Origin of the sequence: Bradyrhizobium sp. ORS 375 (genome assembly GCF_000239775.1) — a bacterium.
GTDB lineage: Bacteria > Pseudomonadota > Alphaproteobacteria > Rhizobiales > Xanthobacteraceae > Bradyrhizobium.
In genome coordinates this window covers 1-12,288 of the sequence record NZ_CAFI01000312.1, presented here as the reverse complement: position 1 = coordinate 12,288, position 12,288 = coordinate 1, and the positions used below count along the sequence as shown (strand labels likewise).

The window sequence follows — 12,288 nt, the reverse complement described above, 5'->3', positions numbered from 1 at the left end:
CGCAGCGGCCGGCGCGGCCGGCTTCGCCTCGGTGCCCTCGGGCTCCTCGCCGACGGCCAGGCGTTGGCCGTCATAGACGGTGGTTTCGCAGGGACGTTGGGTCTCGGCCAGCGCCGCGCAGATCCGGGCGGCCGCGGCCGCATCGGTCAGCGGGCCGGCGCCGAGCCTCAGCTGCATGCCCGCGCCGCTGCGGCTTTCCTTCACCATCATGATCGGCTTGAGCGAAGCGAGATCGGGATTGGCCTTCGCCAAACCTCGCCACAGGGTCCGCAAGCCGCCGATCGTGTTGGCTGCGCCGAGATCGACCGCGAACTCGGTCTTCTGGATGGCCGTGACAGCGTCCGCGGTGTCGGCGCTCTTGGTCGTCGCCGAATCTGCGGTATCCGCCTTCGCCAGCCGGTCCGGCTCGGCCGGCTTGGTGGACGGCTCCGTCGGCGTGGCTGGCTTGGCTCCAGCAGCCCCGGCAGGGAGTTGAGCTGGCGACGACCCCGCCGGGGCCACCGCGCCGGAGATCGCGACCGAAAGCCCTTTGGTCGGTTCCGGCCTGGGCTTGTCCGCGCCGGCAGCCGCAGCGGGCGACGCCGGGGCGCTGGCGCCCGGTTGAGCAGCATTGGCTGCAGCCGGCTGGCCCGGCACAGGCATGAATGGCGACAGATTGGCGAAGGCGGGCAGCGCACTGGGCGGCGCCGCGGACGTCGGGGGCGGCGGCGCCGGCTGCGACTCGACGGCCGCGATCTGCGGCGCCGGGGCGGGCTTGCCGGCGGCGGGCGGAGCGGCGCCGGCCTGGGCGCTCTGCTTGGCCAGCGCGCCGGTCACCAGCTCGACATTCTGCTCGAGGATGGTCACGCGCCGGTAGAGCTGGTCGCGATCGGTGTTCAGCGTCTCGATCGCCGAACCGAGCTGGCGGGCCTCGCTCTGCGTCTCCTTGGCGAGCGATTGCAGCAGTTGCGCCTGGCGCGACAGGTCGGCCGCGGAAATGCGGTCCTTGCGCCAGCCCTGCGCCGTCTGGTTGGCGAAAATGGCCAATCCGACCGCGCCGACAGCGCCCGCGCCCCACCAGCCGAGGCGCCACAGCCCACCGCGATCGAGCTCGTTTTCATCCGCAAACAGTCCGGACAGCGTTCCGCCCGTCTTTTCAGCTCCATGCGCGCCGGCTGATTTGTGGGAGTCCTTAGCCATGAACCTGCCTTAATCGAATCACGAAGCGAACATTAACAGGAAAACCAGTATGGGTTTCAGTCGGCGCAGCTTGCCGCGCGCCCAAAACGATTTATGACAGCGTCAACTGTGTCGCTCCGTGATTTCAGGGTGTTTGATGACCGCTCGATCCAGTCTGACCATCGTGCTTGCGGCGGGAGAGGGCACGCGGATGCGCTCGAGCCTGCCCAAGGTGCTGCATCCCATCGCCGGCGAATCATTGCTCGCGCACGTGCTCGCGGCTGCGCCACGTGGCGATGGCGCGGCCATCGCAGTGGTGGTCGGGCCGGAGCACGCCGCGGTCGAGAAAGAAGCGAGGCGCCTGCGCCCTGACGCAGCCATCTTCGTGCAACGCGAGCGGTTGGGCACGGCGCACGCCGTTCTCGCCGCACGCGAGGCGATCGCGCGTGGCGCTGACGATCTGCTGGTCGCGTTCGGCGACACCCCGCTGATCTCTGCTCAAACCTTTGCGCGGCTGCGGGCGCCGCTGGCTGGGGGCGCAGCGCTCGCGGTGCTCGGATTCCGCGCGGCCGATCCCACCGGCTATGGACGGCTGCTGATGGACGGATCGAAGCTGGTCGCGATCCGCGAGCAGGCCGATGCGAGTGAGGCGGAGCGCGCCGTCACGCTGTGCAACGCCGGCGTGATGGCGTTGGACGGCCGCCGCGCGCTGGCGATCCTCGACAAGATCGGCAACGCGAACAGCAAAGGCGAATTCTATCTCGTCGATGCCGTGGCGATCGCGCGCGAGCAGGGGCTCGATGCGGTCGTGATCGAGACCTCCGAGGACGAGGTCCGCGGCATCAACACCAAGGCGCAGCTGGCGCAGGCCGAGGCCGCGATGCAGGCCCGGCTGCGGCAGGCGGCGATGGACGCGGGTGTGACGCTGATCGCGCCGGAAACCGTCTATCTCGCGGCGGACACCACCTTCGGCAAGGACGTCACGATCGAGCCGTTCGTGGTGATCGGGCCCGGCGTGTCGATCGGCGACGGCGCCATCGTGCATTCGTTCTCGCACATCGTGCAGTCGAAGCTCGGCAGCAACACGCTGCTCGGTCCCTTCGCGCGCCTGCGGCCTGGCACGTCACTGGGCGACGGCGCCAAGATCGGCAACTTCGTCGAGGCCAAGGCCGCCGTCTTGGAGCCCGGCGTGAAGGTCAATCATCTGTCCTATATCGGCGACGCCCATGTCGGCGCCAACTCCAACATCGGCGCCGGCACCATCACCTGCAATTATGACGGCTTCAACAAGCACAAGACCCGGATCGGCGAGGGCGCCTTCATCGGCACCAACACCTCGCTGGTGGCGCCGATCAACATCGGCGCGCGCGCCTATATCGGCTCGGGCTCGGTGATCACGCGCGACGTGCCTGACGATGCGCTCGCGCTGGAGCGCAGCCCGCAGACCACGCGGGAAGGCGCCGCGGCGCGCTTCCGGAGCGCGAAGCAGCGGCAGAAAAAGTAAGCCGCCAGATCAGCCTTCGTCGTCCTGGAACTCGGCGAACATCGCGCGCGTCAGGCGCCAGCCGCGCCGTGTGGCATGTTTGACGGGCTCATTGGTGTGATGCCTGATCGGCATCGGCTTGAGCTCATGTCCCATGGTCGGCGGGGGCCAGTGCGCCAGATGGCTGCCGGACGTCGGGTGCGACAGGCTGAGCGAGCTGGTGCCTTTGGGATCAGTTGGGCGGCGGGTATAGGTCATGGCGTCCTCTCCGACGCGATACTCTCTGCGCGAAAGCGTTGACCGGGCGTTAAGGCCAGCTTGAACCGGACCTCCGCGTCGAACCGGAGTTGCGTGCCGATGCCTCAGTTAAGGCTGCCACTTAACCCTGTCGCAATCCGCAATAATTATTGAATCCTGAAACTGCGCGGTTTTCGTTAAGACAATGCCACGCATTTGAATCTCTCTCGACGATTTGGGGACTAGCGCTGATGTGCGGAATCATCGGGATCCTGGGACGCGGGCCGGTTGCCGAGCATCTCGTCGATTCCCTGAAGCGTCTGGAATATCGCGGCTACGACTCCGCGGGCGTGGCGACGCTCGAAGGCGATCACCTCGATCGTCGGCGCGCCGAGGGCAAGCTGAAGAATCTCGAAAAGCGGCTCGAGCGTGAGCCGCTGAAGGGCCACGCCGGAATCGGCCACACGCGCTGGGCGACGCACGGCAAGCCGACCGAGAGCAACGCCCACCCGCACGCAACTGATAACGTCGCGGTCGTCCACAACGGCATCATCGAGAACTTCCGCGAGCTCCGCGCCGAGCTCGAAAAGCAGGGCGCCAAGTTCGCCTCAGAGACCGACACCGAGACCGTCGTTCATCTCGTCAATTCCTACCTGCTCAAGGGTCACACGCCGCAGCAGGCCGTCGCTGCCTCGCTGCCGCATCTCAAGGGCGCGTTCGCGCTCGCGTTCCTGTTCAAGGGCCACGGCAATCTGCTGATCGGCGCCCGCAAGGGCTCGCCGCTGGCGCTGGGCTATGGCGATGGTGAGATGTTCCTCGGCTCGGACGCGATCGCGCTGGCGCCGTTCACGGATACGATCAGCTATCTCGACGACGGCGACTGGGTCGAGATCACGCGCGACTCCGGCATCATCCACGATTCGACCGGCGCGGTGGTGAAGCGCGAGGTGCTGAAATCGGGCGCGTCGTCGTTTCTGGTCGACAAGGCTAACTACCGCCACTTCATGGCCAAGGAGATTCACGAGCAGCCGGAGGTCGTCGGCCACACGCTGGCGCGCTATGTCGACATGGGCACTGAGCGCGTCGCGCTGCCGGCGCGGCTGCCGTTCGACTTCAACGACATCCAGCGCATCTCGATCACTGCCTGCGGAACCGCGAGCTATGCCGGCTTCGTCGCAAAATACTGGTTCGAGCGTTTCGCGCGCGTGCCGGTCGAGCTCGATGTCGCCTCGGAGTTCCGCTATCGCGAGGCACCGCTGCGCAAGGGCGACCTCGCCATCTTCATCTCGCAGTCCGGCGAGACCGCCGACACGCTCGCAGCGCTGCGCTACGCCAAGTCGCAGGGCGTGCACACGCTCTCGGTCGTCAACGTGCCGACCTCCACGATCGCGCGCGAGAGCGAGATCGTCATGCCGACGCTCGCCGGTCCCGAGATCGGCGTCGCCTCCACCAAGGCCTTCACCTGTCAGCTGATGGTGCTGGCGGCGCTGGCGATCGCCGCCGGCCGCGGCCGCGGCGAATTGACCGAGGCCGACGAGACCAAGCTGGTGCATGGCCTCGTCGAGGTGCCGCGTCTGATCGCCTCGGCGCTGACGACGGAGCCGCAGATCGAGAAGCTCGCGCGCGAGATCGCGAAGTCGAAGGACGTGCTCTATCTCGGCCGCGGCACCTCCTATCCGCTGGCGCTCGAAGGCGCGCTGAAGCTGAAGGAGATCTCCTACATCCATGCCGAGGGTTATGCCGCCGGCGAGCTCAAGCACGGTCCGATCGCGCTGATCGACGAGACCATGCCGGTGGTCGTGATTGCGCCCTATGACCGGGTGTTCGAAAAGACCGTGTCGAACATGCAGGAGGTCGCCGCGCGCGGCGGCAACATCATCCTGATGACCGACGCCAAGGGCGCCGAGGAGGCGACCGTGGACTCGCTGGTGACGATCACCATGCCCGACATGGCCGCGACCTTCACGCCCATTGTCTATGCCATTCCGGTGCAGCTGCTGGCCTATCACACGGCCGTCGTGATGGGCACCGACGTCGACCAGCCGCGCAACCTGGCAAAGTCGGTGACGGTGGAGTAGGGCCGACGCTTCTTTCGGCGCATCCAGGCGATGCTCTCCATCGTCTGGAGTTCAGCAAGGCGTGAGTTGCCCCCCTCCGCCCATTCGGTGTCATCCCGGCGAACGCCGGGATCCATAACCACCGCGCTTCATGGCTTGTGGGTTCTGGCAGCTCCAGCCTGCCTCAAACTTCTTACTGTGGGTATAGGTCCCGGATCTGCGCCCGCCAACGCTGCGCGTTGTCGGGCTTGTCCGGGACGACACCGGATTTGTTTGCGTGCACACCTCCGGTGCCGTCAAGCGTACGATCGTTTTGAACCGCGCAGTCGTCGTGACTCAGCCACGCTTGCCATCTGATCCGCAATCCGACATCAGCGTATGATGATGACGCCGGCAGCGGACCGGCCAGTCCGCTTCACCAAGGCGATCTCGATGGCTCTCGACACCTGGCTGCTGTTCCTTCTGACGAGCATTGGCATCTCCCTGACGCCCGGGCCCAACGGCCTGCTCGCCCTGACGCACGGCGCGCTGCATGGCGGACGGAAGACGCTGTTCACGATCGCCGGCGGCCTGATCGGCTTCGTCCTGATCATGGCGCTGTGCATGTTCGGGATCGGCGCGCTGGTGCAGTCCTCGATCACCTGGCTCGTCGTGTTGAAGTGGGTCGGCGGGCTCTATCTCGCCTGGCTCGGCATCAAGCTCTGGCGCTCGCCGCCGGTGGCGGTCGATGTCGACGACAAGCCGGTCACGGCGAGCGGGCATGTGCTGTTTCGCCAGGGCTTCCTGACCGCGGCGACCAACCCGAAATGCCTGCTGTTCTTCAGCGCCCTGTTGCCACAATTCATCGACCCCGCGCGCAGCCTGGCCGTGCAGTTCGCGATCGTCGCGATGACCTATACGATCACCGAGTTTGTGACGGAGGTCGCCATCGCCAGTGCCGCGGCCCGGGTGCGTCCCTGGCTCGCCCGGACCGGGCGGCGCTTCAACCAGGTCTGCGGCGGCATCTTCGTGGCGGTCGGCCTCGCTTTGCCGCTGCGCAGCGCCTGATCGGCGGCTTTCGCCCGTTCGACCGGGCGGGGACCCGGGGCCAGCCCGCCACAGCCGGGCGGCAAAGCGCGGATGTGTCGGAAAGAGGGCCTTGCTCTTCCAAAAATCTGCTACAGACCCTAGCTGAGATATGATCCGACCCGGAAGTCCGCATGAGTTCCCGCGACGACCTGCCGCCTGAGACCGATCCCTTGGCCGATGTCCAGGCCGAGACGCCCCATCATGGGTTGATGTTCCGGTTTCGCAACTATTTCCTGACTGGCCTCGTGGTCGCCGGCCCCGTCGCGATCACACTGTATCTGACCTGGTGGTTCGTCACCTGGGTCGATAATCTGGTGCGGCCGTTCGTGCCGCTGGCCTACCGACCCGAGACGTACCTGCCGTTTGGCGTGCCCGGCTCCGGGCTGATCGTGGCGGTGGTCGGCCTGACCCTGGTCGGCTTTCTCGCCGCCAACCTGATCGGCCGCACGCTGGTCGATCTCGGCGAGCGGCTGCTCGGACGCATCCCCGCTGTGCGCGCGATCTATCGCGGCCTCAAGCAAGTGTTCGAGACGCTGTTCTCCGGCAAGGGCTCGAGCCTGCGCCGGGTCGGTCTCGTCGAGTTTCCCTCGCCGGGCATGTGGTCGATCGTACTGATCTCGCAGCCGCCCAGTGTCGAGATCGCGAACCGGCTGCCGGGCGACGACGAGCAGATCTCGGTGTTCCTGCCGTGCGCCCCGAACCCGACCACCGGCTTCTTCTTCTATCTGCCGAAGAGCAAGATCATCGAGGTCGACATGAGCGCCGAGGATGCGGCGACCCTGATCATGTCCTGCGGCGTTGTGCAGCCGGGCTCCGATGCGCAGAAGAAGGCCGCGGCGCTGGCCACCATGGCCAACGCCGCGCGCATCGCCAACGCTCCGGCGCAGCCGTCGCCGCGCCTGGAGCCGGAGCCGGCCAAGGCTGATTGATCAGGTTGATTGATCAGGCTGATCGAAACGGGACGCGGAGCTAAGCGGCGTCCTGCGGCACAAACACACGCAGGCGATGCCCATCGGGATCGAGCGCGACAAAGGTCGTGCCGAAATCCATCCGCGTCGGCGCTTGAATGATCGGTAGGCCGCGCATCTTCCAGTCGTCGTGAATGCGCGCGACCTCGCCGGCATCGGCCACCGTGAACGCGACCTCGCTGAAACCTGGTGCGCCGGCGGCGGGAGGCTCGACCGTGTGGCGCGACCACAACCCCAGCATGACGCCCTCGCGCAGCGGCAGCATCGCGAAGGTCGGCGACTGCTCGATCACGGGCCGCCCGAGCAGGTCGGCATAGAAGGCCGCGCTTGCCGGCGGGTTGTCGACATAGAGGATGAGGAAGCTGAATTCGGGCATGTCTGGCTCTCCGGGAACGGCGCCGGCAGCGGCGCTCGCGAACGGGATTAGCCGGGCCTCGTTCCAGATTCTGTCAGCAGCGTTCGGCCGCTGTGATCCGCCGCTGCGGTCGCGTGGGCAAAGGGGCCACCCCCGCTTTTTCCTCTTGCACACCCCTGCGAGGCGCCGTGCCCACCGTCCTGCTGTTGAACTTGCCGAGAGATGGTGGCGGCGACATCGCGACCTCGCAGGATGCGCCAGCGTGAATCCGCCTTTGCCGTCCGTACGAAATCGACAAGTCGAGATCGCGCCGTACGCCCAGCGGGCGGCCGTGCGCAGGGCGGCGCTTTCGCGCTGCATGATGATGCGTGAAGGGCACAGGCGGCAGCGGTGTGGCCGCTACAACCGAGAGGCGGTGGTTTTCCCATTCGTCACCATGGAAACATCGGGCAAACAAACATGGGGCGTAGGGAGAGCGTGGAATGAGGCGTGTGAGTAGGACGTTGTTGTCCGTCGTTGCGTTGTCGGGAGCCGTGCTGCAGCTCAGCGCGCCGGCATCCGCCCAAACCACATACACGCGCATTCAGGCCTTTGGTGACAGCTACGCGGACACGGGCAATCTCTGGACCTTCACCGGCGGCCTCGGCAAGCTGCCGCTCTATCCCACGGGCCGCTTCAGCGGCGGCACCAATTTCGTCGACACGACCTCGGCGCTGCTCGGCATTCCCCAGCTCAACTACGCGATCGGCGGGGCGACCAGCGGCACCACCAATGTCGCCGGTCCCGGCATTCCCGGCTTTGTCCAGGAGTGGAGCGGACTGACCGGGTTTTCGGGTCAGATCTCCTCGACCGACCTGGTCGAGATCTCGATCGGCGGCAATGACGCGCGCGCCTATTATCGCGCGGGCGGCTCGTTCGCCGGCGCGCCGACCGCGGCGGCCGTCACCGCGCAGCAGGCCATGGCGGGCATCAATGCGCTGGTCAATGCCGGCGCGCGCAGCATCGTGTTCACGGTCGGGGATGTCAGCACCTTGCCGGAGGCGGTCGGCAATGCCAATGCCCCGACCGGCAAGCTTTACAGCACGACCTACAACGCGCTGATGCAGGCTTCGCTCGCGAACGTGGCGCGCAACGGCGTGCGCGTCGAATACGTCGATACGGGCCTGATCGGCTCGCTGATCCAGGCCAATCCGTCCCGCTATGGCTTCAGCAATGTCGGCGCCTGTCCGGTCGCGTGCATCGGCAACCCGGCGCTGCAGAACCAATATCTGTTCTATGTCGACGGCGTGCATCTGACCTCGCACGGCTTCGAGGTGCTCGGCCAGTACATCGTCAACCGCCTCAACGCCCCCCTGACCTTCGCGCCGCAGGGCGAAGTGGCGTCGATCACCGCGATGGGCTTCGCCTCGACGCTGATCGGCAAGCTCGACATGTTCCGCGAAACCACCGGCTTCGCGCCGTCCACCATGAACTCCTTCGCTGCCGTCACCAAGGCGCCCTACGGCAAGGCGCCGCCGCTGGCCCCGGTCAATCCGTGGTCGTTCTACATGCAGGGCAATGGCGGTCTCAGCAACCGCCAGGGCAACGCTGCCGCGAACGGGTTCAACCTCGACAGCGTCGGCGGCACCATCGGGGTCGACTACCGGCTGTCGCCGAACGCGATGATCGGCGCCGCGTTCGACTACTCCAATCCGAAGGCCAAACTGTTCAACAACGCCGGCACCACCAATGCCAATTCCTATCAGCTCGGCCTCTACGGCGTGTGGGCGAACAGCAATCTGTTCGCCGAGGGGCTCGCGACCATCGGCAAGCAGGATTATCGCAATACGCGGCTCGGCGTCGTCGACACGATCACCTCGAACCCTGGCGGCACGAGCTTCGTTGTCGCCGGCAAGGCCGGCTATCTGTTCGATGCCGGCACCGCCAAGCTGGGCCCGATCGGCGGCTTGACCTACGCCCGCGCCCGCGTCGACGGCTTCACCGAGTCCGGCGATCCCGCGCTGACGCTCGCGGTCGGTCCGCAGACCGCCGAGACGCTGGTCGGCAGCATCGGCGTGCAGCTGCGCACGCCGTTCCAGGTGCAGGGTGCGACCATGCACCCCTATCTGAACCTGACGCTCGATGACGATCTCATTGGCAACGGGCGCCTGATCCAGTACAGCGCGACCTCGGCGCCCTTGATCGTCAACAACTGGAACGTCCCGAGCGCGAGCTCGCACAACGTCTATGGCCGGATCAGCGCCGGCATCGTGGCGCCGTTCTGGAGCAACGTGGCGTTGACAGCGAATGTGTCGCGGACGATCGGCCGGACCGGCGGCGACGACTTCTTCGGCAGCGGGGGATTGAAGATCTCGTTTTGAGGTCGGTTGCGACGGCCAGCGCTCCTTTGGGGGGCTCTTGGGGGAGAGCGGCGCTGACGTTTGCGGCCAAGGCGAGGGCAGCCCGGAAGGGCTGCCCTTCGTTTTCGCGCCTTCAGTTTTGTCATCAGCTGCGCTTAGTCTCCGCCACCACCGTACAAATCGGAGTTTGACATGCCCCCCAGCATCGCCATCATCGCGCCCGGCGCCATGGGCAGCGCCATCGCCGCACGTTTCGTCGAGCACGGCTGCAAGGTGCTGACCCTGCTCAACGGGCGCAGCGCCGCGACGCAGGCGCGGGCGGCCGCGTCGGGCATGATCGGCGCCAGCGAGGCAGAGATCGCCGCTTGCGATTTCGTGCTGTCCATCGTGCCGCCGGGCGAGGCGGTGGCGCTGGCGGAGCAGCTCGCGACCGCCATCAATCGGAGTGCGAAGAAGCCGGTCATCGTCGACTGCAACGCCGTCAATGTCGAGACGATCCGAAGCATCGAACAAATCGTACGGTCATCTGGCGCGCGCCTCGCCGACGCCGCCATCATCGGCGTGCCGCCGAAGCCAGGGACAAAGGGGCCCGCGCTCTATGTCAGCGGCGAGGCTGCGGCCGATGTCGCCGCGCTCGGACAGCTCGGGCTCGACCTGCGCGTGATCGACGGACCGGTCGGCGCCGCCTCGGCGCTCAAGATGTCCTATGCCGGCATCAGCAAGGGCCTGACCGGGCTCGGCGCGGCCATGGTGCTTGCCGCCGTCAGGGTCGGCGCGGCTGACGCGCTCCGCGACGAGCTGGCGCTGAGCGCGCCCCACCTGCACGGGCGGCTCGCGACCGCCCTGCCGGACATGCTTCCCAAGGCCTATCGCTGGGTCGCCGAGATGCGCGAGATCGCGGGCTTCCTCGGCGAGGACCATCCGGCGGCACTGATCTATGAAGGCTTGGCGCGGCTGTTCGAGCACATCGCGGCGGATGTGCAGGGCGAGGGCACCGAGGCAGCGCAGCTGGTGGCGTTCGCTGACGGGTGCAAGGCGAAGTAGGTCATTTCAGCTCGTCATCCCGGGCAAGCCACGACGCGCGAGAGCGCGTCGCGGCGCCGACCCGGGACCCATACTCCGCGGCCGTTGTGAGGCGCGAGAAAGCCAATCGCCGGCGTGCCTCAAACTGCTGCCTGGGGGTATGGGTCCCGGGTCGGAGGCCGGGACGACAGCGAAGTTTGTTGATGCACCTTAGACTGATCACCCCGCCGTCAGCAGCGGGATCGTCTCGTCGCGTTCGTAGAGATACAGCAGGCAACGCAGCGCGTCGCTGCGCGGGCCCTTCAGCTTGGGATCTTCCTTCAAGATCCGCAGGGCCTCGTCGCGGGCTTGCGTGATCAGCTGCGCATGCACCTCGGGCCGCGCGATGCGATAGCCGGGCAGGCCGCTCTGGCGGATGCCGAGCACGTCGCCTTCGCCGCGCAGCTTGAGATCCTCCTCGGCGATGCGGAAGCCGTCGGTGGTCTCTCTGATGACCGCGAGTCGGGCCTTCGACATCTGTCCGAGCGGCTCGTGATAGAGCAGGATGCAGGTCGACGCCTCCGAGCCGCGACCGATGCGGCCGCGCAGCTGGTGCAATTGGGCGAGGCCGAAGCGTTCGGCATTCTCGATCACCATGATGGTCGCCGCGGGCACGTCGACGCCGACCTCGACGACCGTCGTGGCAACGAGCAGCCGCAGCTCATGCGCCGCGAAGCGGCCCATGACCTCGTCCTTCTCGCTGCCCTTCATCTTGCCGTGGACGAGCCCGACGCGATCGCCGAAGCGCTCACGCAGGCTGTCGTAGCGGTCGGTGGCGTTGGTGAGATGGTCGATGCCCTCAGCCTCGGATTCCTCGACCAGAGGGCAGATCCAGTAGACCAGCTTGCCGGCATCGAGCGCGCGGCCGACGGCGTCGATGACCTCGGTGCGCCTGGTGTCGGCCACGGCGCGGGTGTCGATCGGCTGCCGGCCGGCGGGCTTCTCGCGCAGCTCGGAGATGTCCATGTCGCCGAAATAGGTCAGCACCAGCGTGCGCGGGATCGGCGTCGCCGACAGCACCAGCACGTCGACCGCCTCGCCCTTCGAGGTCAGCGCCAGCCGCTCGCGCACGCCGAAGCGGTGCTGCTCATCGACGATGGCGAGCGCGAGTGACTTGAACAGGACATCGTCCTGGATCAGGGCGTGGGTGCCGATGAGCAGGTCGATCTCGCCGGCCTCGAGCCGGGCGAGGATGTCGCGGCGCTCCTTGCCCTTCTCGCGGCCCGTGAGAATGGCGACATTCATCCCGGCACGCTCGGCGAGCGGCGCAATCGTCTTGGCGTGCTGACGCGCCAGGATCTCGGTCGGCGCCATCAGCGCCGCCTGCTTGCCAGCCTCGGCCACGGCCGCCGCTGCGAGCAGCGCCACCACCGTCTTGCCGGAGCCGACATCGCCCTGCAGCAGCCTGAGCATGCGCACCGGCTTTTCGAGATCGGCCGCGATTGCCTCGATCGCCTGGGCCTGCGAAGTGGTCAGCGCATAGGGCAGGGCATCGATGATCCTGCGGCGCAAGCGGCCATCGCCGGCATGGCGGTTGCCGGCGGGGCGGCGCAGCTGCGCG

Annotated in this window: 10 protein-coding genes; 6 read left to right on the top strand and 4 right to left on the bottom strand. The window is 67.0% G+C overall.

Annotated features, from left to right (window positions below):
- Nucleotides 1-1,179 (bottom strand): hypothetical protein (locus BRAO375_RS22935; protein ID WP_035641726.1); only part of this gene is annotated, 1,179 nt, incomplete at its 3' end.
- A gap of 136 nt (nt 1,180-1,315) precedes the next feature.
- Between BRAO375_RS22935 and glmU the strand changes: the two genes are divergently transcribed.
- Nucleotides 1,316-2,662: a bifunctional UDP-N-acetylglucosamine diphosphorylase/glucosamine-1-phosphate N-acetyltransferase GlmU gene (gene glmU, locus BRAO375_RS22930; RefSeq protein WP_035641724.1), complete on the top strand. Its 1,347-nt coding sequence runs from the start codon at nt 1,316-1,318 to the stop codon at nt 2,660-2,662.
- 9 nt (nt 2,663-2,671) lie between these two features.
- Here the strand turns inward: glmU and BRAO375_RS22925 are convergent, their stop codons facing one another.
- Nucleotides 2,672-2,899, bottom strand: coding sequence for a hypothetical protein (locus BRAO375_RS22925; RefSeq protein ID WP_009029836.1), 228 nt, complete (start codon nt 2,897-2,899; stop codon nt 2,672-2,674).
- Between the two features lie 230 nt (nt 2,900-3,129).
- On the opposite strand from BRAO375_RS22925, the gene glmS reads away from it, so the two are divergent.
- From glmS to BRAO375_RS22910, 3 genes are all read left to right on the top strand, one after another.
- A complete protein-coding gene (gene glmS, locus BRAO375_RS22920; RefSeq protein WP_009029835.1) occupies nt 3,130-4,956 on the top strand; it encodes a glutamine--fructose-6-phosphate transaminase (isomerizing) in 1,827 nt (608 codons plus the stop codon).
- Nucleotides 4,957-5,316: 360 nt separating this feature from the next.
- On the top strand, nt 5,317-5,982 hold the full coding sequence (locus BRAO375_RS22915; RefSeq protein WP_244423244.1) for a LysE family translocator: 666 nt from the start codon (nt 5,317-5,319) through the stop codon (nt 5,980-5,982).
- A 152-nt stretch (nt 5,983-6,134) separates the two neighbouring features.
- A complete protein-coding gene (locus BRAO375_RS22910) occupies nt 6,135-6,932 on the top strand; it encodes a DUF502 domain-containing protein (protein ID WP_009029833.1) in 798 nt (265 codons plus the stop codon).
- A gap of 40 nt (nt 6,933-6,972) precedes the next feature.
- On the opposite strand, the gene BRAO375_RS22905 is transcribed toward BRAO375_RS22910, so the two are convergent.
- A complete protein-coding gene (locus tag BRAO375_RS22905; protein ID WP_009029832.1) occupies nt 6,973-7,347 on the bottom strand; it encodes a VOC family protein in 375 nt (124 codons plus the stop codon).
- A gap of 461 nt (nt 7,348-7,808) precedes the next feature.
- Between BRAO375_RS22905 and BRAO375_RS22900 the strand changes: the two genes are divergently transcribed.
- Nucleotides 7,809-9,686 carry an autotransporter domain-containing protein gene (locus tag BRAO375_RS22900; protein ID WP_009029831.1) on the top strand — a complete coding sequence of 626 codons (1,878 nt, stop codon included), beginning with the start codon at nt 7,809-7,811 and terminating at the stop codon, nt 9,684-9,686.
- Nucleotides 9,687-9,857: 171 nt separating this feature from the next.
- A complete protein-coding gene (locus BRAO375_RS22895; RefSeq protein ID WP_083842518.1) occupies nt 9,858-10,709 on the top strand; it encodes an NAD(P)-dependent oxidoreductase in 852 nt (283 codons plus the stop codon).
- Nucleotides 10,710-10,907: 198 nt separating this feature from the next.
- Here BRAO375_RS22895 and BRAO375_RS22890 read toward each other — a convergent pair.
- A partial coding sequence (locus BRAO375_RS22890; protein ID WP_035641722.1) for an ATP-dependent DNA helicase RecG occupies nt 10,908-12,288 on the bottom strand: 1,381 nt, incomplete at its 5' end.

What these genes read in the sequence shown, in the direction of transcription:
- glmS (WP_009029835.1), top strand. Translation starts at nt 3,130, where the DNA reads ATGTGCGGAATCATCGGGATCCTGGGACGCGGGCCGGTTGCCGAGCAT.
- BRAO375_RS22915 (WP_244423244.1), top strand. Translation starts at nt 5,317, where the DNA reads ATGATGACGCCGGCAGCGGACCGGCCAGTCCGCTTCACCAAGGCGATC.
- BRAO375_RS22905 (WP_009029832.1), bottom strand. Translation starts at nt 7,347, where the DNA reads ATGCCCGAATTCAGCTTCCTCATCCTCTATGTCGACAACCCGCCGGCA.
- BRAO375_RS22900 (WP_009029831.1), top strand. Translation starts at nt 7,809, where the DNA reads ATGAGGCGTGTGAGTAGGACGTTGTTGTCCGTCGTTGCGTTGTCGGGA.
- BRAO375_RS22895 (WP_083842518.1), top strand. Translation starts at nt 9,858, where the DNA reads ATGCCCCCCAGCATCGCCATCATCGCGCCCGGCGCCATGGGCAGCGCC.
- BRAO375_RS22925 (WP_009029836.1), bottom strand. Translation starts at nt 2,899, where the DNA reads ATGACCTATACCCGCCGCCCAACTGATCCCAAAGGCACCAGCTCGCTC.
- BRAO375_RS22910 (WP_009029833.1), top strand. Translation starts at nt 6,135, where the DNA reads ATGAGTTCCCGCGACGACCTGCCGCCTGAGACCGATCCCTTGGCCGAT.
- glmU (WP_035641724.1), top strand. Translation starts at nt 1,316, where the DNA reads ATGACCGCTCGATCCAGTCTGACCATCGTGCTTGCGGCGGGAGAGGGC.